Consider the following 25,188-nt stretch of genomic DNA (forward strand, 5'->3'; position numbering starts at 1 on the left):
ATGGGCTTGTGTCCGACTCGGTTCCCTCGCGGCACAGCCCAACCGTTACATGACTAAGTACGTTGAGAAATCCATATGAAATGTGTCTCTTGTTCAGATGAATATCCTGAGCCAGAAATAATTGATAATGTAGCTTACTTCGTTTGCTCAAGTTGTGGTCATTTACATGAGGTTAATAATTATAAGGATCTTACAAAAGATCAGATAATTGAAAAAATTGAAGCCGCCTTTTCTGGGGTTACACTTGGAGACGGCATTGGCCTTTTCGAAGCTCAGGCTATAGATGATTATGAAACCGAAGAGGTACAAAAACGACGTCGAGAAGATGATGAGAAGATTAACTGGAAATCAATAGCCTATGATGTGCTCCAGAGTTGCCAAAGTAGTCTTTCTTTCTTCGATGCAGATGGAATGAGATTTCATTTACCTGCATATATCATAGGGAGCATTAAAGGCGAGGTAGACGATCCAATCTTTCATTTAACAAACATGGGGAGTTACATGGAGTCGAGATTGGTCTCTTTAAATGTTGAACAACATAAAGCCATCATAGAGTACCTAACATGGTGCCTAACTGAGGACGAATATAGTTACGATTATCCTAATATTTCAAGGGCATTAGCTGAATATTGGGAAAAACAATATAAAACAAGAAAAAAACACATGTAACCAGACGTTCCACCTGACCAGTGCCACTTCGCGGCACTGGCCGGTGAACTCCCCGTTATGAGTGAGCGATGAACTTAGAATACGCATTAAATCAGCTTGATACAAATGTTACAAATTTAAAGGATTACTCTGTTTTAATTATCAAGGATTATGACCGAGTTACTCAGGATCTTCCCTTTGAAGAATTTCATATATACGGTGTGGATATAGAGGATGAAGACAAAGAAATAACTTTACTCACTGACAAAAATGAAGGCAACTGTCCACTAAAGGCCAGCGAGCTTTTTGAAAAGCTTAATAAATTAATGCCCAAATGCAAGGACCATATTTTATTCTCTGGTTCTTCAATTGTTGATCTTGGAGAGGATTATTCTGGTAGACTTGATAGTCCGTTAATTGCACTGGGATTTGATAATGAAGGTAAAAAAATAGCTTTTGTTCAAAAAGGAAAAAACTCATAACCCCGGTATAAACGCGGGCCGGGGCCAAACTGCGGCCCCGCCCGGTTATACCGAACGTTGGGCATGTATGATCCGCTTTATAATAACTTCGACGCAAAGCCAAAAAGATGAACAATAAAAGACGAAAATATAGTCCAGCAGAGGAACTGTGTTTAACAACGCAAGTAGATGGTAATTGTCCTCTGTGCGGTAATGCGCTTTTTTATTATAAGCGCTCTAAAGCATATAAAAATTATGAATTAGCTCATATATACCCCTAAATCCGACCCCTCTGAAATTGAAGAATTGAAGCACGAGGAATTATTACATACTGACGTAAACTACCCGGATAATATAATACCATTGTGCCTTAAATGTCATGGTAAGTTCGATAAACCGAGAACTGCTGAAGAGTATCGGCAATTGGCTGCCCTAAAAAAATCATTTATAAAACGTTCAGAACTCCATGAAATCCAACGCTCTTATCAAATTGAAAAGGATATTCAGAAGGTAATAGAAGGCTTGTATTCCAGTGATGATATGGATAAAGAGCTTGATCTTGAATATGATCCCAAGAGTTTAAATGACAAATTTAATGCAACACTTTCCGTTCCAGCACAACGCAAGATAAAGCATAATGTTACCGATTTTTATCAGTACATAAAATCCAAGTTCTTAGAAATTGAGCAAGAAAACCCCAACGCTTCAGTTTTGATTTACTCACAAGTAAAAACCTTCTATTTGAAACAAAAAACTCTGAGTAGCTCACAACAAGAAATATTTTCAAACATTGTAGACTGGTTTTACACTAAGACTCAGCCACAAACTATCGAAGCTGCAGAAATAGTTACATCCTTCTTTATTCAAAATTGTGAGGTTTTTGAATGATTACACCAAATAAAGTAGTTTCAATCGAAAATTCAGCTTTAGGTTTGGTTTCTACAATTATTGAGCAAGGCCCAGATCCATTAGGACTTGTAAAGCTTTATCATATTGTTTCAAAAAACTTCGAAAGCATAGATCAATTTTTACTTGCCATAGATTTGTTGTTCGTTCTTGGCTGCATAGATTTAGATGCTCAGACAGGGGAAGTTAATTATGTTGGCTGAAATTCGATGCGAAAAGTTTCGTAAAGAAACAATATCCTTTCATAAAGGCCTTAACGTTGTTTTGGGTGATGAAAATGCAACAAATTCGATTGGGAAATCATCCTTGTTGATGGTTATTGATTTTGCATTTGGTGGTAATGGCTTGTTAGCGCGGAAAGATATTATTGATGAATTGGGTCATCACGATTACTATATATCTTTTGAATTCGAAGGTGAAATTTACAGGTTCCGTCGAGGTACTTATCAGCCAGATATAGTATATAAATGCAGCATTGAATATGAGGCAATAACAGCAATTCCGGTCGAAGAATATACAGCTTTTTTAAAGGCAGTATACAGTATAAATATTGAAGAGATTAGTTTTCGTTCTTTCGTAGGTCTATATCTTAGGGTTTGGGGTAAAGACAATTTAAATGTCCATAGGCCACTACACATCGTTCAAAACATGTCTGCTAAAAATTGTATAAATAACCTTATCAAAACATTTGGCCGCTATAGTGCGATTAAAGAGTTGACAGAAAAATTAAAGCAGAAGGATGAAGAAAGCAAGGCATTGAGATCTGCTTTTAAAAACCGAATAATTCCTAAAATAGGCAAACGTGAATATAAAGACAACGAAGAAAGAATAACTCGCATTGAATTAGAGATTGAAGATATCAAAACAAACCTATCAAAATATGCTACGAACATTGCCGAGGTTGTTAACCGTGAAGTTTTAGAACTTAAGATTCAAAAAGACGAACTCTTAGCGATCAAACTGAATACTCAAAGCAAGTTATCAAGAATTAAGCGTAATATAAGCGAAAACAGACATATTAAAAGCAAACACTTTAATAGCCTAATTCAATATTTCCCAGAAATAAACAAAGAAAGATTGGCCAACGTTGAAGAATTCCACAGTAGCGTAGCAAGAATTTTACGATCAGAACTTCGAGAGACAGAAAGAGAGCTTGAAGGTCAATTGTTCATGATTAATAATGAACTTTCGAAATTAGACTCAAAAATGACTAATACACTCTCATCGATTGATGAGCCAAATAAAATTGTTGATCGCGTATATGAATTATCAACCTCTTTTCACAACGCAAAAGAAGAAAACGAATATTATGAAAACGATGTTTCGCTCAAGAATGATGTAAAACAAATTAAAGGGGCTCTTTCCGATGAAAAAACACAAGTACTTAGTCTTCTGCAAAAAACAATAAATGACTCAATAAGGCGCATTGTTACTTCGGTTTTTGGTCCTGATAGAAAAAGCCCAACCATACAGCTCAAAGAAACAAACTATTCATATGAAGTCGTTAAAGATACAGGAACAGGTACTGCATATGCGAGTTTGATTGTTTTGGATTTGGCAATATTTAATAATACGATTTTACCCTTTGTTGCTCATGACTCACTATTGTTCAAAAACATCGAAAACGATTCCGTTTCAAATCTATTTAAAATTTATTCTGGGACCGAGAAACAATCTTTTGTGGCAATTGATGAGGTTGAAAAGTACGGCACAGAAACATCCACTCTGTTGCGCTCCAATAGTGTTGTTCAATTGGATGACAATAATGTTCTATATAAAATAGACTGGCGAAAATAGACGTTATTTTTTAGAATAAATAGTGGGAGTTGCCCAACCATTTTCTGCACCTGACCGGTGTTCCGCTGCCGCTACACACCGTCAGGTGAGAAATACGTTATACACAGTAGATCTTATCTGTAATGATCGAAATAAAAACATTTTATAGATTAATTTCATTAATCTTATGTTTATTTTTTTTGTCTGGAGCAACATTCATTTTTTATGAGCTGTTGTTTTCTGAGCTTCAATTGGGTGAATGCTATAAAGTGTTTATCCCTACGGTATTTTGGGCATTATTTTTCCTTTTTGTAAGCATCACCGGTAAATGGCCTAAAATCATGCGTTTAGATTTTTAAAAAAAGTGTAATAGCCATAATAAGTTAAACTGAAGTTTTTAGTGTATAACCAAGCAGTTCAGTGGACATCCAGGGCGGGGGCATTTTTGAAATTTCGTCTGTAATTGGAATAAATCATTTTTTAAAATTGTCCGTGGCAGCCCTGGCTGCTCACTGACCGCAAGCGTTATAAACAGAGGTATCATGAATACTTTCAGGAGAGTTCTACAATCAATTCGTGGTGTAAGCACTCCCATTGGTGGTGTCAGTTGGGAACTATAAGGAATAGAAGAAAAAATTGTTGATTTTAATTACCCAATAGATTCAGGCTTGAAAGAAGAGTTAGAAAATGTCGGCTACAAATTAGCCTGGTCCGCTGAGAAAAAATTATCAAGAAAAATAGATCTCGAAGGATGGGAAAAAGTAGTATGGCAAAATCAATCAGGCAAAAAATTCATCCTAAAAAGCTATGATGGCTCAACATTGATAATGAAACAAGATAGTGCATAATTGAGATAACAACACAGATTACAAACGGGCAATGTTAATGCTGATTAAGAAAATTATTTATTCGATTATTGCTTTATTTATTGGGACAATCATTTTTGGAATAGTAAAAGATATGGTTGGGGCCGGACATCAGATAATTGCTGGTTTGATTGTCTTGGCCCTTTGGAAGATCTGGACTCTTAAACCTTCAAAAGAATGAACTCTGCAAATTATGGAGACGCAATACAAAACCCTATAACAGAAAATGCACCAGATAAACCTGTGACCGTCGCATTCTTAATAATTCAGACTGGAGTGAGCGAGTTTGTATGAAATACGATAGGCCTGACTATGGTGATTGGCAACTAAACACCTTTCATTTGATTGGAGTTGTTCTGATAGCTTTGATCTTTTTATGGAAAGTCCCTCACCCTTGGAAGAATATATTAGGCGTGAGTATTCTCTGGTTTCCAATAATTGCCCTTCAATTTAAACTTGACAGGCCGATTTTGGGAGGTGTTTTGATACTTATTGCACTAGGTATACTCAAAAGTGTATGGAATGATGACTAAATAATTTTATAACAAGTCATTCCAGCGGACCCGAAAAAGCGCCGGGCCGCTGAATTCAACGATGGCGTGGCGCTTCGCGCCACGCCATCGGGCTGCGGATTGCCATCCGCTTGATGACTGTCGCTACGCGCCAGCCATCAAGCGGATGCAGCGGACAGAACCGCCGCCTAATCGGGCGTGAGTTAGGGCGTGAGTTAGGGACGTCCCTAATCAACTAAATAACTTGGCGTAATCTCCCATATAGGCTACTTTTAATTCATGCCACGCTTAGCTCGATTGGATGCGCCCGGGATTCTGTATCATGTTATTATCCGGGGAATCGAACGCAAAAATATCTTTAAAGACACGACCGGCAAAGAGAATCTGACTGAACGGCTATCGTGTTTACTTCCGGAAACCCAGACGCTTTGTTATGCCTGGGCATTTCTAAGCAACCACGCCCATTTCCTATTCCGTTCAGGCCCCGATGGCTTATCCGGATTAATGCAACGCTTGCTGACGGGGTATGCCGTCAGCTTCAATCGCCGCCATAAGCGGCACGGGCAACTGTTCCAGAACCGGTACAAATCGGGCAGCTAGGGGCAGCTAGGGACGACCCTAATTAACTAAATAACTTGGCGTAATCCCCCATCTATGCTATTTTGAATTCATGCCACGCTTAGCTCGATTGGATGCCCCGGGGATTCTGCATCATGTGATCATCCGGGGGATCGAACGCAAAAATATCTTTAAAGACACAGCCGACAAAGAGAATCTGACTGAACGGCTATCGCGTTTAATTCCGGAAACCCAGACGCTTTGCTATGCCTGGGCATTTTTACGCAACCACGCCCATTTCCTATTCCGTTCAGGCCCCGATGGCTTATCCGGATTAATGCAACGCTTGCTGACAGGGTATGCCGTCAGCTTCAATCGCCGCCATAAGCGGCACGGGCAACTGTTCCAGAACCGGTACAAATCGATTGTCTGCCAGGAAGACGCGTATTTATTGGAACTTTGGAAAAATAGACGAAAAACACTGGACTGGGATTATTACATATCGCAATGATAACATACGTATTATTTCAGTGCGCCGTGCCAGAAATGAGGAAATAGAGCTTTATGAAAGCTAAAGAATTAGACAAGAACTTTGATGAGGGGAAAAGTATCATAGAACATCTGGATCTCTCAAAAGCAAGACGGCCGAACCAGGAGCAAAAACGGGTTAATGTCGATTTCCCTCTTTGGATGATTCGGTCATTAGATAAAGAAGCCAAACGTCTCGGTGTTCCACGGCAGTCGATTATTAAAATTTGGCTTGCTGAAAGATTAAACAAATCCACTGCCGCATAGTATTCGAACCTGCCGTTTCACATTGAAGAAAGTGTATTCTAATCGATTACCATACATTGAGCCGATTAGCTGGGTTTGATGATTTCCAGCGTTTTCAAAAAGGACATCGCCAATGGATTCATGCTGCACTTGAGCAGAAGACCAGCTTATCTCGTGACAGTAAGTGGACGCATTTTCACCCATTTTTCCCCATTTTCTTGCTGGTGCAACTGATCGCGAATTGTTTTTGAGGTTTAAAAGCCTGTCCCCTCACCTCCCCGTTCGCCGCACAAAACCTTGACATGTACATACAATTGTGCATACTATAATCCATTATGTTCGAATGGGATAAAGCGAAGGCCAAAAAGAATCAGTTGCGGTCTTTGAAGATCCCAATGCCGTAACCCTTGATGATTTCAGCGGCGATGAGCAACGGTACATTACCATTGGAATGGACGCCTTCGCCGCATTTTGGTGGTAGTTTACACATGGCGTGGCGATAATATCCGTATAATTTCAGCGCGTAAAGCCGTGCGCTACGAGGTGAGACAATATGAAGGCGAAATATGATTTCAGTAAAGGTAAACGTGGTGCGGTCCTTCCTTCTTCTGGTAACAAAGTCCGCATTACTATCAGGCTTGACCAAGATATTGTAGATTGGTTTCGTTCTAAAGTTGAGGAACAAGGTGGTGGCAATTATCAGTCAATGATGAACAACGCTCTCCGAATCTACATGGAAGGCCAGGAACACCCTCTTGAAGAGATTCTGCGACGAGTTGTTCGTGAGGAATTACAAGCGACTCATTAATGCGGGTGGTGAACCAGACGCTGGTCGGGACGGCGAGGACCATGCCGCCCGACAGCTTTCCGTTGTGTAACCAAAGTGTCCTGTAAGCTATGCTATTTCGATGAAAGACGCCAACTTTCGTCGTTTAGCACAGGGATCTAAATCTTTGAATTTCAGCATCATAGCTTGGTGCGACCCCATTTTTCACCCCCATTTTTACCCATCCCATTTTTAGAATTTAGTCAATGTCGTGGTAAAAAACTTATCATTTTCAGACACTTTCCGTCCACAATTCGTTTCGTCGAACGTTCAAAACCCGGCCAGCGCGAGGGCCGCATCGATGCCGTTTTTAAGGACTTCGTTTTTACGATTTTCATCCGACATCATCCGTGACACCTGGAGGGTCCCCACCATCAGCGAGAATATGGCTACGGCTGTCTGCTGTTTTTTTCATCAGAAAAATCTGACGGCAGATAACGTTTTATCAAGCCGAAAAACGTTTCAATTTCCTGGCTGATCATCTTTTGCGATGCTTTGGGGCGCCGGCTCAACTCCGGGCCGATGGCGGCAATGGCGCAGCCATTTTCAGGCGTGTCCCTATGAATGGGGTGCAAGTAGGCCTGAATCAGTTTTTCAAGCCCTCCGTGATTCTTTTTTGCATAGGATTCAAGAAAAGCACGGGTCTCTTCAAGGGCTTGGATGATGGATTTGACGGCAAGCTCTTCCTTGGATTTGAAGTGACTGTAAAATCCCCCGTGGGTCAATCCGGCATCGGACATCAGTCCGGCAATACCCACGGCCTGAATTCCCTCTTTTCTGAAGCGTCTGGATGCAATGTCCATGATTTTTTTATAGGTGTTTTCCCTGTGATCTTTTGGGTATCTCATACCACCCCCTTCCATGGTTGCCCATCACCATACGCCATCCTTTTTAATATGTCACTTGACATATAATAATCCCTTTTTTATATTACGCCCATAATATAAAAAATAACTATTTGAGATTACAATTTTAATTGTGAGGCGTTCCATGATTCCGAAGCTTTTCTTGTTTAGGGTTAAAAATAAAATCACCGGAAGTCTTTTCCCAAACAGACTTGCCCAAAAAACCGCGACACTTTTTTTAACACCCCGGCGATTTCCCATCAAAGACTGGGAAAGAGAGGCGGAAGCGCGGTGTGAGCGGATTTTTTTCGGTCCCGGGCTCAGTGCGGCCCGCTGGTGGGGTCAAAGCGATAAAAAAATACTCATCATGCATGGCTGGGAAAGCAGGGCCACCCAAATGTACCGTCTTGTTGATGGGCTGGTCGAACACGGGTTTGACGTAATCGCGATCGATGCTCCGGGTCATGGCCATTCACCAGGAAACCGGGCCAATCCGGTGGTCTTCTCACAGGCCATCCTTGAAGCGGACAAAAAGTGGGGACCGTTTTATGGGGCTATCGGCCACTCCATGGGGGCGGCCGCCCTAGCCATTGCCTTGGCATCCGGCGCCCGGTTAGGCCGCCTGGTGCTTATTTCCTCACCCAACAATCTGTACGATGTACTCATGTCTTTTGCCAGGTTTGTAGGGCTTCCAAAAAAGGTGGCCGGTTTGTTTGTAAGTCAAGTTGAAAATGAGGTGGGCCTTCCTGCAAGGAACCTTGATGTGGGCACCATCTTTTCCCAAAAAAATCCCCAGGCCCTGATCATCCACGCCAAAAATGACAGGGAGGTTTCCTATAAAAACCATGAGGCCATCATGGCCGCCTGCCCTGGACTTCAAAGCCACTCACCTGAATCCCTGGGGCATCGCAGGATCATCCAGAGTCCTCAAATTGCCCAATTGATACGGTGTTTCTATGGCGTCATCTCACAATAAAACAAAGGAGGTCATGATGCGCTTGGAACAACACCCCACCGTGGTCGCCTACAGGCACGCCCCGAAAAGAAAGAAATCCGAGACCGTTTCACGAGATTGGATCAAACGCCTGGCCTGTGAAGCCGGTTTTGACGATGTGGGCGTCCTCGATATTCATTGCGAAGATTTAGCCGACCAGAAACCGTTTATCGTGGAGGCTTTTCCCGCGGCCAAGACCCTGGTCAGCCTTGTTTTTCGTGTCAACACACCTCAAATTCGGTCAACAGACCGGTCCTTGGCCGATGGTGAATATGTTGCCGTTGAAAAGCAGTCCCGATCAATGATGCGAACACTGATCAGGGAGTTTCGGCGACACAATATCGCCGGCATTACCCCCTCGGAAGGGTTCCCTCAAAATATGGGAAGATGGCCGGAACGCATGTTCACCGTATCCCACAAACCCGCGGCCCAGGCGGCGGGGCTGGGCAAAATAGGGCACCATCGATTGCTGATTCACCCCGAGTTCGGAAGCCATGTGTGCCTTGCCACCCTTTTGCTGGATACGGCCCTTGATGCCTATGATGGTCCACTCGATTACAATCCTTGCATAAACTGCAACCTGTGCGTGGCCAGTTGTCCCACCGGAGCCATTCAAGAAAACGGCGATTTTAATTTTCTCTCCTGTCTTGCTCATGCCTATAGGGACCGGATCGGCGGTTTTATCAACTGGACCGAGGCGTTGATCACCAGCACCACCATGGAGGAGTACCGGAACAAGAGAAATGACGGGGAAACCCTGGCGGTCTGGCAGGCCATGACCACGGGCGGTGGGTATCGTTGCGGGTACTGCATGGCCGTCTGTCCTGCCGGTATCGATGTGATCGGGGATTACATGGACAACAGGGCGGATTATATGAAAACCGTGGTCAAGCCCTTGAAGGACTTGAGCGAAGACGTGTATGTATTTAAAAGTTCCGAAGCCGAAATGTCCTTGCCCAAACGGTTTCCCAATAAAAAAGCAAAACCGGTATAAAATTTTGCCTCCGGCGAACCTTCCCTATCGCACGTACCGAAGACCGAGAGTCGGATCAGGCAACCAGATTGTATCGTTTGCTCATGAAGGTGTAGACGATGTTGGACACCTCACGGATTATTGCTGCGGTCCCGCTTCCAGTTGCCGTAGGGACGGAATAGGGGACCCTAAATAACTAAGTAACTTAGCTTAATCCCCCATCTATGCTATTTTCAAATCATGCCGCGCTTAGCTCGATTGGATGCCCCGGGGATTCTGCATCATGTGATCATCCGGTTAAAGACACGACCGACAAAGAGAATCTGACTGAACGGCTATCGTGTTTACTTCCGGAAACCCAGACGCTTCGTTATGCCCGGGCATTTCTAAGCAACCACGCTCATTTCCTATTCCGTTCAGGCCTCGATGGCTTATCCGGATTAATGCAACGCTTGCTGACTGGTTCAGGATTTAAAGGCATTGGCGGATTACGCGTTCAGCGGCCATCGTTTGCTTACCGGCGCAGGCGACTGAAACTGGCAGGAAGGCTGTTATGTGCGGGGCTATTTTGTACTATGAAGTGAGTATCGATTTTGATGGTGAGAACTACTATTTGTTCCAGTTAACGATTTTTAATTCCGGTACTCGAATAAACTCTTTTTCGTTGTTGGTGACCAGCGTGCAGTCAATTGAAATCGCATGGGCGGCGATAAGCATGTCAAGGGCACCAATAGGTGTCCCTTGCTTTTTCAAATTGACTCTTAGATCGCCATTGAAATATTGGTTTCATTTTTATAGGTTGTGGTAATAGGAAATATGCCACGAAAAGCCCGCATAGACGCACCTGGAGCGCTGCATCATATTATTGTCAGGGGTATTGAGCGTCGAAAGATATTTTATGACGATGAAGACCGGGACAACTTTCTGGAACGGTTGGGAGCCATCTTAACCGATACCGAAACGCCTTGTTACGCATGTGCCCTGATTCCAAATCACGTACACACGTAGCTTGTTGTGTTATTGGACGACGCGAGAGCTGGGCATGACAACCATCGATTTATCAAAAAACTGAAGGCATCGCAACCAACCGTCAGGCAAGCAGCAAGAAGAGGAGAGAAAGTCGCGCAAAAACTTGGGCTAAACCTCGATGGAAAAGCCAGTCAATAATCCCGTCTCTTTCTATCTCATGTGAGATTGACGTCATGACGTCATGGTGCTATAGTGTTTTCAACGTATTCATTGGAGGTGACACTGTGGCTACTTTATCTAAAAGATCAACCATTTATTTAGATCCTGCCTTACATCAGGCATTGCGTCTTAAATCTGTTGAGACATCTCGATCAATGTCTGACCTCATTAATGAAATTGTAAAAGAAGCCCTGGCAGAGGATGCCGAGGATCTATCAGCCTTTGACGAAAGAGCCAATGAACCCTTGATCAGCTATGAGGAAATGGTAAAGAGGCTAAAAAAAGATGGGCGGATATAAAATCTTCTTTAGAAAATCGGTCTGGAAAGATTTTGAATCCATCCCAAAAAAAGAATTAAATAGAATTCTCGAAAAAATTGAGTCTCTTTCAGAAAATCCCAGGCCTTCCGGCTCTCAAAAATTAAGCGGTCAGGAACGTTTTCGCATTCGTCAAGGCCGCTATCGTATCATTTATTCAATTCAAGACGAAGAATTGACAGTTTGGATTGTTAAAGTCGGCCATCGCAAGGGTGTATATCGGTAGCGAACCTGTCGTTTCAAAAGGCGTTCACCCGGAACTTTCAAAACGAGTTGAGAAAACCGGAAATGGCGTTGGGGACATTCTACTTCATGATTCCAACCAATAAACCCGTCCCCAACTTTACAACTTTACCTATTTGGCATATCACCCACCGATGTCATAAGAGAAAATTCTTGCTCAAGTATGTCCAACGATCATCATCGATGGTTGCAGTGGCGACCTGATTAGAAGCCCCCTATCGCACGTACCGAAGACCGAGAGTCGCGGCGGATCAGGCAACCAGATTGTATCGTTTGCTCATGAAGGTGTAGACGATGTTGGACACCTCACGGATGACATTGCTGCGGTCCCGTTTCCAGGTGCCGTAGTGAGATGCCCGTCTATCTTTTTGGATGATGCCAATGAACGTATAGGGATAATTTCCGCCCTTGCGCCCTTCCGCCACGATCACGCCCATGTCGCCACAGAGGTGTGCGGTGGAGCCTGTTTTGTGCAAGAGCTTGGCACTCGACGGCACGTCAACGGCACCGTCCTGAATTCGGTCCCGGTTGGGCAGGCCCATATAGTACTGGATCTGATCCGCATACGGCAGTCGATACTTAACCATCGCATACAGGAACCGGCTGTAGTCATGGGCGGACGCCTTGTTGCGGTAAGATCGTCCGTTTTTTGGAATAAACTCAACAATTCGGGTCTGCTGGAAGATACTGCCGGCATGGCGTTTGAGCACTTGCTCCACTTCATGGGGGCGATTGGCGGCCGGTCGTCCACTGCCTACGCGGTTGATGAAAAAGTTCGCTGCGCTGTTGTCACTGTAGCGAATCATGGCCTCCATCTTGCGCCGGATCAGGTCGTTGTAGGGATAGCGCCGCTCGTTTTCCTGGTGGCGAAAGAAATACGCCTGGGCCAAAAACGGTTTGATCATACTGGCCGCCTGAAGCGGCCGGTCTTCATTAATCGATACGCATTTGGAACCGGCCGTGAAATCATAGACCGACCATGCGGTTCGTTCGTCCGCGGGGATGCGTCCAGCACGTCGCAGCTGCTGAATATATGCGTTGACGCTGTACCCGAGTGACGGTTCACTCTCCGCAATCGCCGGCACTGCCAATCCGCTCATGATTCCTGCCGCGGCGGCACCTGCAAGCAATTCCAAAAATTGCCTGCGGCCAAGCAGTCCTGACATAAAATATTTCCTCCTCGTCAATGGTGGTAAATCGATTACGGGCTGAGACCTTCCATCAGCGCCGCGGCATTCTTGCCGATTTCATTGTGATTATACCCGCCCTCCAGAATGGCGAAACAGCCACCATTGTGTTTGCGGGCGGAATTGATCACCATTCGCCCCATGGCGTGATAGTCCTCGGTCAGCAGCAGTCCTCCCCAATCGCGCACGTGGTGGTCGAAACCCGCGGAGATACCGATTATATCAGCCGGATGCGCCTGGATAAAGGTCTTTACCTCCTTGAGATACTTGTCGCGGGTGTGGCTTGTCGGATTGCAGATCGTCACCCAGCTGCGATGCTCCAAAATGTTCACATTGCCGTCGCCGTAATGGAGATCGAAATCCAATATCGTGGCGGTTTCGATCAGGCCTTCATGCTTGAGGGCCAGCAGAGCCACCGCCATGTTGTTGAAATAGCAAAAGCCCCAGCAACTGTCATCAGAGGCATGGTGTCCGGGTGGCCGGATGGCGCCAAAGGTAGGCGCCTTGAGACCAAGCCGGGCTGCCTGTATGGCCCCGCCTGCGGCAAGTGCGGCAATGTCGTAAAGTCCTTCCGCGCGGACGAATTCAATATGTTCCATCGTATGCGCAAGGGCAATTTGTGCTTCGGTGGCTGGCTCTGCTTCAATCAGTTCCGCGCCGGCCGGAAGCGCATTCATTACCGCCTCAATCCTTCCGGCTTTCGCCGCCGGGTCAGAGGTATAAACCGGATAAAAGCTGTGACTGTAGATGACTTTCATCGATCCATGCTCCACTATTATAAGGAATTTTTGCTAATGTATCGCCTGCGAATAGATTGTAACTGGATTCGTGCCTTTTTGCCAAAAGATTAGAATATAGAATATAGTAACGCATAAAATCATGCCCGTCCCTGACTTACACTCATGCCATGCGACAAAGGGCTTCCATATTGGATGCCAAATGCGATTGCCCTGGGGTCGCCAAGACAACAGATTGACATAATACGATAAAGTATGAAAAAATAGCCTCAATTTGATCTTAGCCGTTCAGTTTCATAGGCAAAAACATCATTTCAAGAAAAATGTGTCATGGCACGCGCCAACAGAGATTTCGTTCCTGGATATATCTGGCGCTTGACCCACCGTTGTTATAAGCGGGAGTTCTTGCTCGAATTTTCAGGGGACCGCCGTCGGAAGTAAGCTTTTGTCAAAAACAACACCATGTCATGAAATCACAGGCAATTGGGCGGCGGATGGTTGAAAATTACCGGCAGAAGGGTATCAGTTGAGAGAAACCATTGCGGAATTTGGCGACGTCGGACCTGCAGATAAATGTTAAACCTGGGGGAGGCAGGATTCAGGAAGAACATCAAGCACTTTAATGTCTATTTTTTTGATTTCTTCGTTATGACGCCCTGTCCTCTCCTGGCGTGTGGACACTGGTTGGTTGGGCACATGTCAACAAACTGTTTGAAAAGACCTGGATGGAGAAAAAACTTAATCGCAAATGAATAGGAAAACACAAATGGCCTTTGCTACCACATTCTTCATCTTAATATTGTTAACGATTATTGCACACTTGCACCCCTGGCTATATCGGCCAACCCCGATGCTCGAGTCCAAACTTACTACGGGGACTGAGAATAACGCAACGCTATTTGTTTTCGTACACGGACTTGATCGAGGCCGATTTTGGCCTTCCATGCAGCAAGTGTTGGAACCGCACGGAGCTACATTGCAATTCAGTTATCCTTACCCGCTTTTTTCCAACGCTGAACCGCTGACCATTGCACGGCGAATTTCAGATGAAATAGAGAAGAAAGTCAAGGAGGGCAATTATCAGAGCGTGACGTTGATTGGGCAAAGCATGGGTGCTCTGCTAGCTAAGCGAGCTTTTCTTGATGCAGAAGATTGCAACAAGAACTGGTCGTCAAAGGTTTCTCGCATTGTTCTCGTTGCTGGTATGAACCGCGGCTGGGACATTTCGGGGCAAAAACCCTCGGACATGCGTTTCAGCCGCTGGTTTACATTCTGGATGGGAACTTGGTTCGGCCGAGTGGCTGGGGTGGGCAAGCTAATACTGAGCATGGAGACAGGCGCGCCGTTCGTGGCCAACTTGCGCATTGACTGGATAGAGCGCATGATTAATCCGGAGCGTCGCGGAGTCGAGGTCGTACAATTGCTGGGGGATATCGACGACATAGTCAGCGCTGAAGACAATAAGGATTTACGTACCATTGGCAAGGGTAAATTTGCTTGGATTAAAGTTCGCGGTACCGGTCACGGTAACATTGTTGATTTTTCCGATCCGACAACTGTAGGAAACTTGAAACTCGGCGAGTATCGCAAGAAGAAGTTTGCGTTGGCAGCAACGGAGCCGGATTTTGTTAAATTATCTCGCTCGAATGAGGTTCTTTCATTTCAACCAGACCTGGACGTCACTCAGGTGGTGTTTGTTGTACACGGCATACGAGATCTCGGCGAATGGGCTGCGGCTTTCGAACAGGAACTCCAGAAACAGTATCAGGAATTACAGCCTCCCGGTTCGACAAACAAACTCGCGGTAGCGTCAGCTAGATACGGATACTTTGGCATGGGACCCTTCTTGCTTAGGCCTGTTAGGGAAAAGTATGTCAAATGGCTGATGGATGAATTCACGGAAACCCTGGCTCGGTATCCGAACGCCAAACAAGTGCACTTCGTCGGGCACAGCAACGGAACCTACCTTATGGCGACAGCACTTGAGCGATACAGCTCCTTGAATATAGGGCGAGTGGTGTTCGGTGGCAGCGTGGTTCGGCAGGACTACCGTTGGTGCAAAGTGCTTAAGCATCGTAATATGTGGTTGGGCGGTAATCAAGCGCCGCAAGAGCAGGAAGCACGGTTGCGGGTAGTCAACTACACTGCGGTTGATGACTGGGTGGTTGCCCTGTTCCCTAGATTTTTCGAACCTCCAGTGCCGATGTTCCTACTGAGGAACGATATCGGCAGTGCAGGCTTTAATGGCTTTTCGAAAGATATACCCCAGGTTGTAAATGTGCGAGGACTTACCGGCGGGCATGCGGCATTCTTGGGTCGTATACCTGAAATTGCTACTTTTATTCTCAAGGGTAAGTTGGATACAGAACCTGTGTTAGCAAGCGACAACAATAGGGGGTGGGGCGATAACGTGATAACGATGCTGTCGGATTGGGGTTCACGTTGGGGCACATGGTTCGTTGTCTGGCCCATTCTGGCATTTATCATAGTGATTGTAGGGTGGCATGTCGTAACGGCAGCTGCGGAGCCTAGATGGCCGTTCTTTGTGGCTTACGTCGCATTGTTACTGATGCTAATGCGCCATGTTTGACAATTGAGTCCGGTGACCACTTGTGGAGATGCATTGTTTATGTCGATTTGAATATGGTCAGAGCCGGTATCGTTTGAGATGCTCGAGCCGTGTAATGATATTCAATTGATATGACAGGGAAGGAAGGAATGATGATGGATTCAGATGAATTAGATAAACTCGTCGGACAAATCCGGAAAGACTATGTATTGATCCAAAAGGGGAAGCTATGGATGATATTCGGTGGATTCATAGGCGTCTTAACTGCAGCCGGTTTAATAAGCTATGGGTCGGCAAAAGCGGTTTTAGCGTCGGCAACGGCGAAGCAAGTTGAGCAGGAAATAACTGAACTGAAGGCTACTGCCGAAAAACAGGTGGAAGAAATTACCGACATGCATCAGACGTACAAAAAACAGTTAGATAATCTGTCGTCCTACGAACAGAGAATCGAAACGGTAGAGGCTGCGTTTGAGAATAAAACCGTGAAGGCCGGCACGCCTTATTACATTCTAGGCCAGGGGAAAAAGGGCTACCTCGTCGTCCGGGGGAAGGACTATTCAAATGCAACGCCAATTGTCTTCGCTACAGGCAGGGCAGAGGGGTGGCAGTTTGTTCCAGCTCAATAGTATCGCCTTTAAGATCATGTTTTGGACGCTTTTCAAACAATCCAGCGCTTGCGGACATTGATCAGGCTCAGCCAAAACAACAGAACGCAGAATATCACCAGCACGCCAAAATCCAATGCCGGTGGAAAAAGGTTTTGCCCCGCAAAACTCCAGCGCAGGATGTCGACGCCGTAGGTCAACGGCAGGGCGTAGGACAATGGCTTGAGAAAAACGGGCAGCTTGGCAATGGGGAAGAACAACCCACATAAGAAAATCATGGGGAAACGGAAGAAATTGGAGAAGGTCTGTGCCTCGAAGACCTCGCTGACCGCCACGGCAATGAACAGGCCCAAAAATGTCGAGACCACGGCGATCAGCACCACGGCAGGCAAGAATGCCGACCAGGCCGCCTGGGAGAGATTCACGATAAACGCCGCGATGGCCACCGGCACCAGGGCATTGGCCACACCAAACAAAATCGCGCCGCTGGTCTTGGCCAGCATCAACAGTTCAAGCGGTATGGGCGCCATCAGCAACCGTTCGAATGAACGGTTCTTTTTCTCGAACGTCACGGTGACCGCCAGCATGGAGGTGGTGCCGAACAGGATCGAGACGGCCACCACGCCGGGCAGCAGGGTGAGAATGCTTTCCAGTCCGCTGCCGGTTTTGATGAAGAACATGCCCGTCCACGCCAGCGGGAAAATGATTCCCCAACTGACATTGGGCGGCTTCAGGTAGTACGTCCGCATGTCCTTGAGCATGATATTCCAGAATGCGATCCAGATTTTCATCGGCCACCGCCTTTCCGCTCTTTCTCCTTGCGCATGGCCGCTGCCTCGATGCCGGTGATGCGCACGAAAATATCCTCAAGGGACGGGCGCACCCTTTTGGCTTCGACCACCTCGGCGGAATGCATTTCCAGCAGCCGAACCAGGGGGCCCACCCCGACCGGCTGGTCGGCTTCGACGCGGATCAGGCCATTTGCCGGCTCCGAGAATTCCAGATCGGGAAACGCCTCGGTCAGCCTGGCGTGAACATCGTCCGGCATGTTTGCACAGGCAATCTGCAGGACATGCTTGGCCTTGATCGGCTGGATCAGGCGTTCGACCGTGTCGATGCGCACAATCCGGCCGGACACGATGAAAGCAATGCGGCCGCACAGCCGTTCCGCCTCTTCGATGTAATGCGTGGTGAGGAAGATGGTGGTGCCTTCCCGATGCAAATCGGCAATCAGCTGACGAACTTGCCTGGCGCTGGCCACATCGATGCCGGTGGTGGGTTCGTCCAGGAAAAGGATCGCCGGCCGGTGGATGATGCCGGCGGCGATGGTGAGTTTGCGCTTCATGCCCTTGGAATAACCGCCGAAGCGGCGATCCGCCGCCCGGGCCAGACCAAAATTATCCAACAGCTTCCGGGCCCGGGCCCGCCTTTCGGTTTTGCCCATGCCGTAAAGCGCCGCACAGAAACAAAGATTATCGAAACCGGTCAATTCCTGGTAGAGGTTGCTTTCGTCCGGAACCACGCCGACGAGGTGCTGGGCCGCCTTGGGATTGGCCGTGCAGTCAATGCCGCCGATGCGGATGGTTCCCGCATCCGGCCTTGCCAGGCCGGTCAGCATGTTGATGGTGGTGGTTTTCCCGGCACCGTTGGGGCCGAGGAAACCGAAGAGTTCACCCTTGCGGACGGTGAAGGTGACACCGGCGACCGCTTCCACGCCTTCAAAGGATTTGGCCAGATCCTCGACAATAATGGACTCGTCCATCCTGCTGCTCCTCAGAAGTAATAACGTACCCAGGCTTCAGGCCGCCATGCGTCCGGCTTTTCACCGAACTCGGTCCGTGACGGGCCGACAGGAATACCCACCCGGCAATTGAATTCCAGGTTGGTCACCGGCGTCCAGGTCAGGCCGGGCTGAAGGTTGAAGCTGAAATCCTGCAGGTTGACCATCGACGTGATCCAGGGGGTGAAGTAGAGAATATCGAACGGTTCCTTCTGTGAAATCTTGAGATAGAAGTAATCCTCACCCATATTGCGCTGCTGATAGACCGGGCCTGCAAGCCTACTGGCGCGTTGCATTGAAGCGCTGTCGCCGGTGATCTGCCAGCGGTCGAAGGCCGCCTCCTGGTAGGTGAAAAAGGCTTTCATTTCGTCGCGGTCATATCCGTTACCGTTGTGGTAATATTCGGCAATGAAAGTGGTGTCCAGGGCGTTGAGATAGCGCATTCCGATCAGATAGCTGACCTGATCTTCCCTGCTCGCGGTCGATGGGCCATCGGCATCGATGACGACATGGGCGACGTCCCGCCGATAGGCCAGCTCACCATGCACCTCGATGTTTTCGGCCAGGTTCCTGGCAAAATCGAAGCCCAGGCTTAATGGTTGGGACGGCCCGTCGTAGCAGATGAAATCAAGGTCGGTGTCATGCCAGAGCAGGTAAAGCTTGAGGGCGGCATTCAGATCGCCGTCGTCGCCGAAGTCCGCATTGGTCCAGTCCTCGATGACCGGCAGCAGCATGGCGGTCAGTCCGATGTTGGCCAGCCCGCCGGCGGTGAAGCTCTTGATCAGGTCGACCCCCGCGAAGGTGTTCCCCTCCAGGCTCAACGTCGGGTCGTCGGGGTCCTTGGGCGGATTGATAAAGCCGACCGGGTTCCAGGCATAGCCCTTGCCCCACAGCACCAGTTTTTGCCCGCATCCAGGGTCAGGTGCGGGGTGGGCGTCAGGGACACGTACCCTTCGTAGATCTTGTCGGTCCACTCGTTTTCCGTGTACGTGTCGGCGAATTCGTGATGGGTCAGCAAAACAGCCTGCAGCATGCCTGCACGGAATTTCCCCGAAAGCTCCGCCGACAGGTGCCAGTCGTGGGCATCGCTGCCGGGATCATCCTGGAACCGGATCAGGCGATAGCGGGCCGAGGTTTCATCGAACCGATGGGTGATGCTGCGGGCCTCCAGCCGGGCACCCAACTCGTAGGGCTTCGGCCGCGCCTCCGGAATCGTGAAGTCATATTCTCCGGCGGTGACCGTGCCGCAACAGGCAGCCATTATCAATAGTACCAAGATCGACTTTGCGATGATGTTTTTCGCAAGGATAGAGGAGGGAGAACGCAGGGCAATCGCAAGTAAAATCAAAAACCGGCCGTTCCTGAACACGCACCATTCCCGAAAGTGGGAAAATGCCAAATGCCAAAGCCCAAATGTCAAATGAAGGATGAAATCGATTTTAAAATAGATAGAATACCACCATTTGGCATTTTTCATTTGGTCTTTGACATTCATGGACGCTCTATTTTTGGGAAGAAAAGCAACCCGGAAATCTATATGCGATTGCCCTGAGGGAGAACGCCGTATGGTAATCCTGCGACAACCGATAACGCCGTCCAAGAACACGATCTTAACGTCGATAGACAAATCCAAGTCAGCGCAGATCCTTAATCCGGGGCAGGTAGTTGAGGGTAAAAACTTCATCCGCCAGGCGGCGTTTCTTCAGGTTGGCGAAAATCATGATCGAGCGATACCCCTTATACAGCGGGCTGTCGGTTTCCATCACCGACGGGCGCCTGACACCATCGCCGACATCTTTGATCTCCTTGAAATGCAGGGTCTTGATGAGCATTCCCGTGGCCGCGAAGCAATCAATGCGCGTGGGCACCCGTTCATCCTTCAGCACCCACATCTTCAGCCGGTCATAGGCGACCGCGCCGGTCTTGGCTTTCAGCTCCAGCAGATGCTGGCCCTGATCTTCCTGAAAGGCCGTGACGTCGTACTCGACACTGTAGTCCAGCCGCATGATGTCGGCGTTGTTGAAGACGCCGCCCACAATCGTTTGCATGCTGGTGATGCGGATCGGCCGGCCCACATTGGGAATGTAGAGCCACATGTTGTCGCCCAGGCGCAGGGTGGCGCGTCCCGCTTCACTGGCCGGAGAGACAAACAGGGTCACGATCTTGTCCTGGTCCTTTTTGAGGAACCAGAGCACGAACTCCTTCCGGCTGCCGTCCGGTTCGATGTTGATGATCTTGCGGTACATTTCAAGGTCGTTCGGCTGGAGGTTTTGGTCCACCTGGGCAAGGATCTCGGTACCGCTCAACGGTTCCCCCCAGGCGGCACCGGCCAGCATGCAGAGCATCAGGACCACCGCCGCGTTCAAGGCTATTTTCATTGGAAACTCCTGTTTGCAAAATCAGATATGGTGGCCTCGTAAAAAGTCGCAGTTTCGACGGATTCGTAAAACGCTCAAGATCAAGGCTTGCGAATCCTTAAGGAATGAGGCGTACTTTTGCGTACGTCGCAGTGACGAAGGATACGCGTAACGCCGATATTGGGCGTTTTACGAATTCGTCAGATATGGCGCAAGGCGTCCACCGGCACCAGCCTCGACGCCTTGGCGGCCGGCTGCAGGCTGGCCAGGATCGAGACGCCCACAACGATGAGACAGGCCGACGTCAGCTCGCCCGGCGAAACACTGGGCGCAGGGTGAAAACCTGGTTGGCGCCGCCGAAGGTGACGGCCACCCCCTTGAAGTTCAGGATCCAGAGAATCAGCAGGCCGATGACCGCGCCGGCCAGGGCGCTGAAGAGTCCCAGGCAGAATCCCTCGGCCACGAACAGACCCAGGATCCGTCCCGGCGGGGTGCCCATGGCGGCCAGGGTGCCAATCTCGCGCACGCGTTCGTAGACGCTCATCATCATCACGTTGAGCACGCTGATCAGCACCACGGCGATCAGGATCGTCCGGACACCCAAGGTCATGATATTGATCATGCGCACCACGTTGTAAAACGGCGTCAACTGCCGCCAGGTGTGCAGTTCGAACATGGGTTTGTTCTGCGGGTTGGTCATGGGGCCGAGAATGCCTCGCAAGGCCGCGGCCACCGCCTCGATCCGGTCGAAATCGTTCACCCGTACGGCGACTTCGCTGATTTCACGCGTTTGCATGCGCAGCAGGGCGGCGGCATCGTCGATATGCAGATACCCGTCCCGGCCGCCAGGCCCCATGAGGTTCTCCACCAGCCCGGCCACCTTGAAGGTCATTCCGTTGACCGATCCGTCCTTGTTGTTGGCCACCAGCACCACGGTATCGCCGGCGCCGACGTTCATGCCTTTGGCCAGGGCCTCGGGCAGCAGGACTTCGCCGGGGGCCACCAAAAGATCCCCATGGGCGGCATCGCGGATGCGCGAAATCAGCAGCGGCGCGGTGGCCTGCTCTTTTGCGGATCGATACCGTTGAGCCGGACATTGGTGGTCTGGGCGTAATTGCTCAGCATGGCGCCGAATTTGATTCGCGGGGAAAAGCCGCCACCCCGGGGTTTTCGGTCAGGATGGCGGACAGTTTCGCATAGGCTTTGGCCGTGAGCATGCGGTCCAGCGGCAGGTTGTCCACGCTGGACATGTAGCCCTTGCGGTGGATCTGCAGATGGCTCAGCATGGAATCGGTGATCTGCCCCACGATGGCGCGCTTGAAGGACTCGCTCAGCCCGGCGAACACGATCACCGCCACAATGCCGACGACGATCAGCATGCCGGTAAGCAGGGTGCGGCGCTTGTTCCGCAGCAGGTTTTTCAGTGCGAGGCTCAGAATTTTAAGCATGGCGATCCTCCCCGTATGCCGGCGGTTTGTCCAGAAGCCTCCCGTCTTCCAGATAGAAGGTCGCCTCGGCCTGATCCATGATCCGGGGATCGTGAGTGGAAAAGACGAAGGTGGTGCCGAATTCTTCGCGCATGCGTTTCATGAGGGCCATCACCCGCTGGGCCGTGGCGCCGTCCAGATTGGCCGTGGGTTCGTCGGCCAGAACGATTTCCGGGTTGCCCACCAGGGCGCGGGCGATGGCCACCCGCTGCTTCTGGCCGCCGGAAAGCTGCGCCGGGTATTTACGGGCCTGATCGGCCATGCCAACCGCCTCCAGCACCCGCTCGACCGCCGGCCGGCGTTGCGCCTTGGGCATGTCGCGAATCATCAGCAGGGGATACTCCACATTTTCGAATACCGTGAGCACCGGCAGGAGACTGAAGTCCTGAAACACGAACCCCAGCTTATTTCCCCGAAACCGTGCGCCCCGACGACGATCCAGGCGGCTGACCGGCTGGCCGGCCACGATCACCTCGCCGGTGGTGGGGCGGTCCAGACAACCAATCAGGTTGAGCGCGGTGGTTTTTCCGCTACCCGAAGGCCCCACCAACGCCACAAAGGCGCCTTTGGCAATCCGCAGGCTCACCTGGCTCAGGGCCGCCACGTCCACCTCGCCCATGCGATAGCTTTTGGAAACCTGTTCGAAAGAAACAATGTGCATGGTATGAACTCTCTTCTTGGGGGACAGACAAAAAATTGGATGAAACCGAGGATAACCCGAATGGTCCTGTTTTTCAAGCGTAAGCTCATTATATTGGTATCTGCCGTTTCTGGTAGACTGGAAATCTACAGTTTTGGTAAGCTGCCGCTTTTAAAGTGGTTATTCTCTTTGAGATAAATTTTACAAAGCTTTATGGTCGGTCATTTGATGTGAATGGACAATGGCTTTGAACACTGTTGGTGGTGGGGGACCAGGATGATGTTCGTGCCGAGGACTCAGGCAACCTGTGGTTTGCCATCAGCGGCGTCACGAATGTTTCCGGGCTACTTCATCGGCAAAGCTTTTCCCGAAAGTTATGACAAAGGGGATAGACAAAAATATTTTTTGGGAGAGCCCGTTTTCTATATTCGGAAACGAGGCTGTAGCCTTCGGTTGTGCCGATGGATACCCAGTTGGCAGCCTTGTAGCACGTACCTCTCAAATTTATATGCACTTGTTGTTACATCCATCATCCTCATCGTATCATCTTTTCTCATAAAGCGTTGATAGCTTCCTATTCAATCCCCTGAAACAACGCCAAGCGCATCTCACCGGCCTCAGGGCGCGCCGGCGCGGCGTTTTCCAGGCCGAGTAAAAGTCGGCTGGCCTTTTGGGGATCCTGGTGGTAGAGGCGGGCGGCCACTTTCAGCAGAGGGCGGTAGGCGGCCTCGAAATCGGGACTGGTGCGCACGATGGCCATCAAGGGGTTGACCACTTGGGCGATGAGGCTGTCGACGTCCGGGGTCGGCCTAATATGGGCGCCGGTGGCCAGATAGGCGTTGCGGGCCTGCCAGTAGGCGGCCAGCCGCATCTGTTGGGTTTGCGTGGCCGAGGCTGTGAGAATATCTGCGGGGTGGGGTGAGAAAGCCTGCACGAGGGCCAGCAGACGGTCACTGGCGGATAGGTCCGCAGCCGTGCGATAGACAAATCGGGGGGCCTGGAAAAGCACGGCCGGGTGGTCATCGGTGTTCAGTGGTCCTGCACCGGCGAATGCGCGTAATTGGGCTGCATCGGCCAGGTAATTGCCGAGCAGGGTATAGACACTGGTAAGTCCCACGGCCCGCAGATCCCGGGCCAGGGCCGGGTGGGAGGCCAGGCGTGTGTCAAACGCCTGGACATTCACTTGCAGGGGTTTCCGGCCGGCGATCAAGCCGATGATGGGCTGGGTCAGGCTGTGGTGCGCCAAGAGCGCGCCGCCATCCGGGAAGACATCCAGAAAAGTACGCGTGATCAGGCGCAGCAGATCGATATCCATCTGATACAGGGGCAGCCATTGGCAGAAGATGCCGTCATCGCTGAGCCGCTCCCGGATGGCCTGGAAATGCTCGCGGGTGTAGAGAAAACCGGCGCCGTCGCGGGAGGGATGGAACAGGTCGGCGACGATCACATCGTATGCGGATGGGCTGGCCAGGACGAAACGCCGGGCATCGGCGGTGAAGATGGTGAGATTTTCCGGGCCGCCGATCCGCTTGAGGGAGGGTTGAAAATAGAACATCAGGGGCACGATTTCGGGAATCAGCTCGACGCCGTCCACCTGGAGTTCGTCGTATTGGGCTGCCGCGGCCGCCGTGGTTCCGGTGCCGAGTCCCAGGAAGAGCATCCGTTGTGGGTCGGGATGCAGCATCAGGGGGATCAGGGCCTGGCGCTGATCGGAATAGCGCGAGGCGGTACCGCCCATCTGGTAGTGGTTGTTGACCATGAGATGGAAGTTCTGGCGCGCGTCGCGCACCACGGTCACATCGGCCATGATTCCGTTTTGGTGGGCGGCGATGCTTTCACCCGGGGAGAGCCGGAGTTGGTCCAGGGGATGGGGAAGGAAAAGGAACAGGCCGGCGGTCAGGGCACAGCCGGCCGCTGGCCAGGCCAGCACCGGTCGCCG

At 49.4% G+C, this 25,188-nt stretch carries 31 protein-coding genes; 18 read left to right on the forward strand and 13 right to left on the reverse strand.

Going from position 1 to position 25,188, the window contains the following annotated elements:
- The first annotated feature begins 75 nt into the window (after positions 1-75).
- The 12 genes from JCM12296_RS18925 to JCM12296_RS18965 all read left to right on the forward strand — a co-directional run bounded on the left by JCM12296_RS18925 (position 76) and on the right by JCM12296_RS18965 (position 7,309).
- Positions 76-669: a DUF6714 family protein gene (locus JCM12296_RS18925; RefSeq protein WP_213182322.1), complete on the forward strand. Its 594-nt coding sequence runs from the start codon at positions 76-78 to the stop codon at positions 667-669.
- A gap of 68 nt (positions 670-737) precedes the next feature.
- Entirely contained in the window at positions 738-1,130 is a 393-nt protein-coding gene (locus tag JCM12296_RS18930; protein WP_054696556.1) for a hypothetical protein, read from the forward strand.
- A gap of 402 nt (positions 1,131-1,532) precedes the next feature.
- A complete protein-coding gene (locus tag JCM12296_RS18935) occupies positions 1,533-1,997 on the forward strand; it encodes an ABC-three component system protein (protein ID WP_157067738.1) in 465 nt (154 codons plus the stop codon).
- A complete protein-coding gene (locus tag JCM12296_RS38545; RefSeq protein ID WP_157067739.1) occupies positions 1,994-2,218 on the forward strand; it encodes an ABC-three component system middle component 7 in 225 nt (74 codons plus the stop codon). Before JCM12296_RS18935 ends, JCM12296_RS38545 begins: the two co-directional genes overlap by 4 nt.
- A complete protein-coding gene (locus JCM12296_RS18940; protein ID WP_172683985.1) occupies positions 2,208-3,812 on the forward strand; it encodes a DUF2326 domain-containing protein in 1,605 nt (534 codons plus the stop codon). The genes JCM12296_RS38545 and JCM12296_RS18940 overlap by 11 nt, the downstream gene beginning before the upstream one ends.
- Positions 3,813-4,459: 647 nt before the next feature.
- Entirely contained in the window at positions 4,460-4,639 is a 180-nt protein-coding gene (locus tag JCM12296_RS38550) for a hypothetical protein (protein WP_157067740.1), read from the forward strand.
- A gap of 37 nt (positions 4,640-4,676) precedes the next feature.
- On the forward strand, positions 4,677-4,838 hold the full coding sequence (locus JCM12296_RS38555; protein WP_157067741.1) for a hypothetical protein: 162 nt from the start codon (positions 4,677-4,679) through the stop codon (positions 4,836-4,838).
- Between the two features lie 610 nt (positions 4,839-5,448).
- Positions 5,449-5,769: a transposase gene (locus tag JCM12296_RS18950; protein WP_246804562.1), complete on the forward strand. Its 321-nt coding sequence runs from the start codon at positions 5,449-5,451 to the stop codon at positions 5,767-5,769.
- Between the two features lie 70 nt (positions 5,770-5,839).
- Positions 5,840-6,238, forward strand: coding sequence for a transposase (locus JCM12296_RS18955; RefSeq protein WP_246804564.1), 399 nt, complete (start codon positions 5,840-5,842; stop codon positions 6,236-6,238).
- Positions 6,239-6,291: 53 nt separating this feature from the next.
- Positions 6,292-6,522 carry a type II toxin-antitoxin system BrnA family antitoxin gene (gene brnA, locus JCM12296_RS18960; RefSeq protein ID WP_054696574.1) on the forward strand — a complete coding sequence of 77 codons (231 nt, stop codon included), beginning with the start codon at positions 6,292-6,294 and terminating at the stop codon, positions 6,520-6,522.
- Positions 6,523-6,975: 453 nt separating this feature from the next.
- On the forward strand, positions 6,976-7,071 hold the full coding sequence (locus JCM12296_RS42140) for a BrnT family toxin (RefSeq protein WP_246804570.1): 96 nt from the start codon (positions 6,976-6,978) through the stop codon (positions 7,069-7,071).
- Positions 7,055-7,309 (forward strand): BrnA antitoxin family protein, encoded by a 255-nt coding sequence (locus tag JCM12296_RS18965; RefSeq protein ID WP_054696577.1) that lies wholly within the window; start codon positions 7,055-7,057, stop codon positions 7,307-7,309. Before JCM12296_RS42140 ends, JCM12296_RS18965 begins: the two co-directional genes overlap by 17 nt.
- A gap of 407 nt (positions 7,310-7,716) precedes the next feature.
- Here JCM12296_RS18965 and JCM12296_RS18970 read toward each other — a convergent pair whose 3' ends face one another.
- Positions 7,717-8,175, reverse strand: coding sequence for a TetR/AcrR family transcriptional regulator (locus JCM12296_RS18970; RefSeq protein ID WP_054696579.1), 459 nt, complete (start codon positions 8,173-8,175; stop codon positions 7,717-7,719).
- 142 nt (positions 8,176-8,317) lie between these two features.
- Here JCM12296_RS18970 and JCM12296_RS18975 point away from each other — a divergent pair, with 142 nt between their 5' ends.
- Together JCM12296_RS18975 and JCM12296_RS18980 are read left to right on the forward strand one after the other, a co-directional pair.
- Positions 8,318-9,148, forward strand: coding sequence for an alpha/beta hydrolase (locus JCM12296_RS18975; protein ID WP_054696582.1), 831 nt, complete (start codon positions 8,318-8,320; stop codon positions 9,146-9,148).
- A gap of 13 nt (positions 9,149-9,161) precedes the next feature.
- Entirely contained in the window at positions 9,162-10,160 is a 999-nt protein-coding gene (locus JCM12296_RS18980; RefSeq protein WP_172683987.1) for a 4Fe-4S double cluster binding domain-containing protein, read from the forward strand.
- A 588-nt stretch (positions 10,161-10,748) separates the two neighbouring features.
- On the opposite strand, the gene JCM12296_RS38560 is transcribed toward JCM12296_RS18980, so the two are convergent.
- On the reverse strand, positions 10,749-10,892 hold the full coding sequence (locus JCM12296_RS38560) for a PIN domain-containing protein (RefSeq protein WP_157067742.1): 144 nt from the start codon (positions 10,890-10,892) through the stop codon (positions 10,749-10,751).
- 500 nt (positions 10,893-11,392) lie between these two features.
- Here JCM12296_RS38560 and JCM12296_RS18990 point away from each other — a divergent pair, with 500 nt between their 5' ends.
- On the forward strand, positions 11,393-11,626 hold the full coding sequence (locus JCM12296_RS18990) for a hypothetical protein (protein ID WP_054696593.1): 234 nt from the start codon (positions 11,393-11,395) through the stop codon (positions 11,624-11,626).
- A complete protein-coding gene (locus tag JCM12296_RS36695; RefSeq protein WP_083456298.1) occupies positions 11,613-11,870 on the forward strand; it encodes a type II toxin-antitoxin system RelE family toxin in 258 nt (85 codons plus the stop codon). Before JCM12296_RS18990 ends, JCM12296_RS36695 begins: the two co-directional genes overlap by 14 nt.
- 268 nt (positions 11,871-12,138) lie before the next feature.
- Here the strand turns inward: JCM12296_RS36695 and JCM12296_RS18995 are convergent, their stop codons facing one another.
- The gene (locus JCM12296_RS18995; protein ID WP_054696597.1) at positions 12,139-13,053 is read right to left on the reverse strand and encodes a serine hydrolase; all 915 of its coding nucleotides are present in this window, start codon (positions 13,051-13,053) and stop codon (positions 12,139-12,141) included.
- A 35-nt stretch (positions 13,054-13,088) separates the two neighbouring features.
- The gene (locus JCM12296_RS19000; RefSeq protein WP_054696600.1) at positions 13,089-13,832 is read right to left on the reverse strand and encodes an acetylpolyamine aminohydrolase; all 744 of its coding nucleotides are present in this window, start codon (positions 13,830-13,832) and stop codon (positions 13,089-13,091) included.
- Between the two features lie 745 nt (positions 13,833-14,577).
- Between JCM12296_RS19000 and JCM12296_RS19005 the strand changes: the two genes are divergently transcribed.
- Both JCM12296_RS19005 and JCM12296_RS19010 read left to right on the forward strand, forming a co-directional pair.
- On the forward strand, positions 14,578-16,401 hold the full coding sequence (locus JCM12296_RS19005) for an esterase/lipase family protein (protein ID WP_157067743.1): 1,824 nt from the start codon (positions 14,578-14,580) through the stop codon (positions 16,399-16,401).
- Positions 16,402-16,529: 128 nt separating this feature from the next.
- Positions 16,530-17,006, forward strand: coding sequence for a hypothetical protein (locus JCM12296_RS19010; RefSeq protein WP_157067744.1), 477 nt, complete (start codon positions 16,530-16,532; stop codon positions 17,004-17,006).
- Positions 17,007-17,038: 32 nt separating this feature from the next.
- Here the strand turns inward: JCM12296_RS19010 and JCM12296_RS19015 are convergent, their stop codons facing one another.
- From JCM12296_RS19015 to JCM12296_RS19050, 9 genes are all read right to left on the reverse strand, one after another.
- On the reverse strand, positions 17,039-17,776 hold the full coding sequence (locus JCM12296_RS19015; protein ID WP_054696607.1) for an ABC transporter permease: 738 nt from the start codon (positions 17,774-17,776) through the stop codon (positions 17,039-17,041).
- On the reverse strand, positions 17,773-18,747 hold the full coding sequence (locus JCM12296_RS19020; RefSeq protein ID WP_054696610.1) for an ABC transporter ATP-binding protein: 975 nt from the start codon (positions 18,745-18,747) through the stop codon (positions 17,773-17,775). Before JCM12296_RS19020 ends, JCM12296_RS19015 begins: the two co-directional genes overlap by 4 nt.
- Before the next feature lie 11 nt (positions 18,748-18,758).
- On the reverse strand, positions 18,759-19,661 hold the full coding sequence (locus JCM12296_RS19025) for a hypothetical protein (RefSeq protein WP_157067745.1): 903 nt from the start codon (positions 19,659-19,661) through the stop codon (positions 18,759-18,761).
- The gene (locus tag JCM12296_RS36700) at positions 19,583-20,041 is read right to left on the reverse strand and encodes a hypothetical protein (protein ID WP_157067746.1); all 459 of its coding nucleotides are present in this window, start codon (positions 20,039-20,041) and stop codon (positions 19,583-19,585) included. Before JCM12296_RS36700 ends, JCM12296_RS19025 begins: the two co-directional genes overlap by 79 nt.
- 358 nt (positions 20,042-20,399) lie before the next feature.
- Positions 20,400-21,143: an outer membrane lipoprotein-sorting protein gene (locus tag JCM12296_RS19030; protein WP_054696612.1), complete on the reverse strand. Its 744-nt coding sequence runs from the start codon at positions 21,141-21,143 to the stop codon at positions 20,400-20,402.
- 283 nt (positions 21,144-21,426) lie between these two features.
- A complete protein-coding gene (locus tag JCM12296_RS44945; RefSeq protein WP_246804567.1) occupies positions 21,427-22,125 on the reverse strand; it encodes an ABC transporter permease in 699 nt (232 codons plus the stop codon).
- 115 nt (positions 22,126-22,240) lie between these two features.
- Complete coding sequence (locus JCM12296_RS44950) at positions 22,241-22,570, reverse strand: hypothetical protein (RefSeq protein ID WP_246804568.1); 330 nt, start codon at positions 22,568-22,570, stop codon at positions 22,241-22,243.
- Positions 22,563-23,270 (reverse strand): ABC transporter ATP-binding protein, encoded by a 708-nt coding sequence (locus tag JCM12296_RS19040; protein ID WP_054696615.1) that lies wholly within the window; start codon positions 23,268-23,270, stop codon positions 22,563-22,565. The genes JCM12296_RS44950 and JCM12296_RS19040 overlap by 8 nt, the downstream gene beginning before the upstream one ends.
- A 553-nt stretch (positions 23,271-23,823) precedes the next feature.
- Positions 23,824-25,188 (reverse strand): spermidine synthase (locus tag JCM12296_RS19050; RefSeq protein WP_218188162.1); only part of this gene is annotated, 1,365 nt, incomplete at its 5' end.

The sequence above is a fragment of the Desulfosarcina cetonica JCM 12296 genome (genome assembly GCF_001311845.1).
In the GTDB taxonomy this organism is placed as follows: Bacteria; Desulfobacterota; Desulfobacteria; order Desulfobacterales; family Desulfosarcinaceae; genus Desulfosarcina; species Desulfosarcina cetonica.

Excerpts from the sequence above, each read along its gene's own strand:
- JCM12296_RS18970 (WP_054696579.1), bottom strand. The coding sequence starts at position 8,175 with ATGAGATACCCAAAAGATCACAGGGAAAACACCTATAAAAAAATCATG.
- JCM12296_RS18950 (WP_246804562.1), top strand. The coding sequence starts at position 5,449 with ATGCCACGCTTAGCTCGATTGGATGCGCCCGGGATTCTGTATCATGTT.
- JCM12296_RS18925 (WP_213182322.1), top strand. The coding sequence starts at position 76 with ATGAAATGTGTCTCTTGTTCAGATGAATATCCTGAGCCAGAAATAATT.
- JCM12296_RS18980 (WP_172683987.1), top strand. The coding sequence starts at position 9,162 with ATGATGCGCTTGGAACAACACCCCACCGTGGTCGCCTACAGGCACGCC.
- JCM12296_RS19000 (WP_054696600.1), bottom strand. The coding sequence starts at position 13,832 with ATGAAAGTCATCTACAGTCACAGCTTTTATCCGGTTTATACCTCTGAC.
- JCM12296_RS19040 (WP_054696615.1), bottom strand. The coding sequence starts at position 23,270 with ATGCACATTGTTTCTTTCGAACAGGTTTCCAAAAGCTATCGCATGGGC.
- JCM12296_RS18965 (WP_054696577.1), top strand. The coding sequence starts at position 7,055 with ATGAAGGCGAAATATGATTTCAGTAAAGGTAAACGTGGTGCGGTCCTT.
- JCM12296_RS44950 (WP_246804568.1), bottom strand. The coding sequence starts at position 22,570 with ATGCTTAAAATTCTGAGCCTCGCACTGAAAAACCTGCTGCGGAACAAG.
- JCM12296_RS18955 (WP_246804564.1), top strand. The coding sequence starts at position 5,840 with ATGCCACGCTTAGCTCGATTGGATGCCCCGGGGATTCTGCATCATGTG.
- JCM12296_RS19030 (WP_054696612.1), bottom strand. The coding sequence starts at position 21,143 with ATGAAAATAGCCTTGAACGCGGCGGTGGTCCTGATGCTCTGCATGCTG.
- JCM12296_RS18940 (WP_172683985.1), top strand. The coding sequence starts at position 2,208 with ATGTTGGCTGAAATTCGATGCGAAAAGTTTCGTAAAGAAACAATATCC.
- JCM12296_RS19010 (WP_157067744.1), top strand. The coding sequence starts at position 16,530 with ATGATGATGGATTCAGATGAATTAGATAAACTCGTCGGACAAATCCGG.
- JCM12296_RS38555 (WP_157067741.1), top strand. The coding sequence starts at position 4,677 with ATGCTGATTAAGAAAATTATTTATTCGATTATTGCTTTATTTATTGGG.
- JCM12296_RS19020 (WP_054696610.1), bottom strand. The coding sequence starts at position 18,747 with ATGGACGAGTCCATTATTGTCGAGGATCTGGCCAAATCCTTTGAAGGC.
- JCM12296_RS36695 (WP_083456298.1), top strand. The coding sequence starts at position 11,613 with ATGGGCGGATATAAAATCTTCTTTAGAAAATCGGTCTGGAAAGATTTT.
- brnA (WP_054696574.1), top strand. The coding sequence starts at position 6,292 with ATGAAAGCTAAAGAATTAGACAAGAACTTTGATGAGGGGAAAAGTATC.
- JCM12296_RS18930 (WP_054696556.1), top strand. The coding sequence starts at position 738 with ATGAACTTAGAATACGCATTAAATCAGCTTGATACAAATGTTACAAAT.
- JCM12296_RS38545 (WP_157067739.1), top strand. The coding sequence starts at position 1,994 with ATGATTACACCAAATAAAGTAGTTTCAATCGAAAATTCAGCTTTAGGT.
- JCM12296_RS19015 (WP_054696607.1), bottom strand. The coding sequence starts at position 17,776 with ATGAAAATCTGGATCGCATTCTGGAATATCATGCTCAAGGACATGCGG.
- JCM12296_RS19005 (WP_157067743.1), top strand. The coding sequence starts at position 14,578 with ATGGCCTTTGCTACCACATTCTTCATCTTAATATTGTTAACGATTATT.
- JCM12296_RS18975 (WP_054696582.1), top strand. The coding sequence starts at position 8,318 with ATGATTCCGAAGCTTTTCTTGTTTAGGGTTAAAAATAAAATCACCGGA.
- JCM12296_RS18995 (WP_054696597.1), bottom strand. The coding sequence starts at position 13,053 with ATGTCAGGACTGCTTGGCCGCAGGCAATTTTTGGAATTGCTTGCAGGT.